At 32.0% G+C, this 1,650-nt stretch carries 1 protein-coding gene; it reads right to left on the bottom strand.

The genetic code is table 11. The features are described 5' to 3' along the window. Positions 1-530 precede the first annotated feature (530 nt). Entirely contained in the window at positions 531-1,487 is a 957-nt protein-coding gene (locus AC06OU_RS00120) for a tyrosine recombinase XerC (RefSeq protein ID WP_475853291.1), read from the bottom strand. Positions 1,488-1,650: the final 163 nt, after the last annotated feature.

Genomic DNA, 1,650 nt, shown 5'->3' with positions numbered 1-1,650 from the left:
TTTTTCATTTTGTATAGTCACCAATTAAAGGACAATAAAAAGATGATTTCTGTACAATACAGAAATCATCTTCTCTCCATCACCAGCTCAAAAACACGAACATTAAAAACAATACTATAATATTCGTATGTCTTTCTGGAAAAATAATTTTTATTTAGGTTAGGTAATATGGGTTTTTGAGGGGGTTTTGAAACGGCATCCATAGTAATTTAGCTAGCTTTATATGTCGTTTCTGTCTCACTCCTTCATACCTCAGTTTCTTCTTATAGCTACAATCATTATAAATAAATGTTCGTGTTTCATAGGTATTCTGGTCTTTATGAAATTTACTTAACTATACGAAAAAATGATTATCAGTACTTTTATTACAAAGCAATCAATTGATTCATATTATGATTAATTCCACGTTTTCCAAACTATACTCTCCCCAGATTAATGTATCCCATTAAAGTTTTTAAGTTCAAGATCGAATTAACCACTTCAACTTGTGACACATCATGATTAGGTTTACATAATAATATTATGTAAACCTAATTGATTTGATTGAATGGATTGCTCTCTAAAACTTGTTGTATTTCTTTGTCTTCCACATGCGTATAGATTTGGGTCGTGGAAACGCTCGTATGACCTAAAATATGCTGTAGACTTCTTATGTCTGCTCCATGCTTGTACATAATCGTTGCAGCTGAATGTCGTAGCTTATGTGGAGTTATTTTATCATTTTTAAGTCCAGAGTCTACGTTGATCTGCTTCACTATTTTAGCAACGGTTTGTCTTGTTAGACGTGTTCCTTTTTGAGATAAAAATAAAGCATTATTGTCTTTTGCCCCTTGTATAGTTGGTCTTTCCTTCTCAAAATACATGTGAATAGAATTAATACAGGCGTTATTTAAGTATACTGTACGTTCCTTGTTTCCTTTACCGACGATTCGAAGGGTTCGGTCATGTATCGAATTAAGATCTAAGCTACATAACTCAGAGACACGAAGTCCTAAATTCAAAAACAGCATAATCATGCAATAATTTCTAAAGTAATGATTGCTCCGCTTTATACCTGCTATAAATTGTTCTGCCTCTACCTGATTCATGTAAATAGGAGACTTTTTCCCGATTTTAGGGCTTTCCAGCTCATCTGCCGGATTATCCTCCAATAATTTTCGTTTACCCTTTAAATATTTGAAAAAGGATTTCAGTGTTGCAACCTTTCTCGCTCTAGTTACTGCACTATTATTTCTCTGTACCTCACAAAATTCAATAAACATATAAAGATCTTCTAATGTGACTTCTCTTATTCGATCTATCTTAATATCTTTTATAGTTACTTCTTCTATTTTGTTTGCAGGAATGTCCTCATCCATTGATTTTATAAAACGTAAGAACAGACTAATATCATATTCGTACTCTTTTCTAGTTCGAGGAGATTTCCCTTTAATAGTTGTCAAATATACTAAAAAATCCTTTAATAATCTCGGAATTTCTTGTTGCATTTCGCTCACCTCATAACATCCATTTTATCACAAAATAAGGTTCCCAAATATGAATTTGGGAACCTTTTTAAAATTTATAGTTTTATATTACTTTTACTGGAAAGTTTGCTATCTATTAGGGTGTTTGAGATTAGCTCTGAGAGCGTTTTAAATTATTATTTCC

Source organism: Psychrobacillus sp. (genome assembly GCF_056205495.1).
The sequence above is the reverse complement of the archived record's forward strand: the minus strand, read 5'-3'. Positions and strand labels throughout refer to the sequence as shown.

What these genes read in the sequence shown, in the direction of transcription:
- AC06OU_RS00120 (WP_475853291.1), bottom strand. Translation starts at nt 1,487, where the DNA reads ATGCAACAAGAAATTCCGAGATTATTAAAGGATTTTTTAGTATATTTG.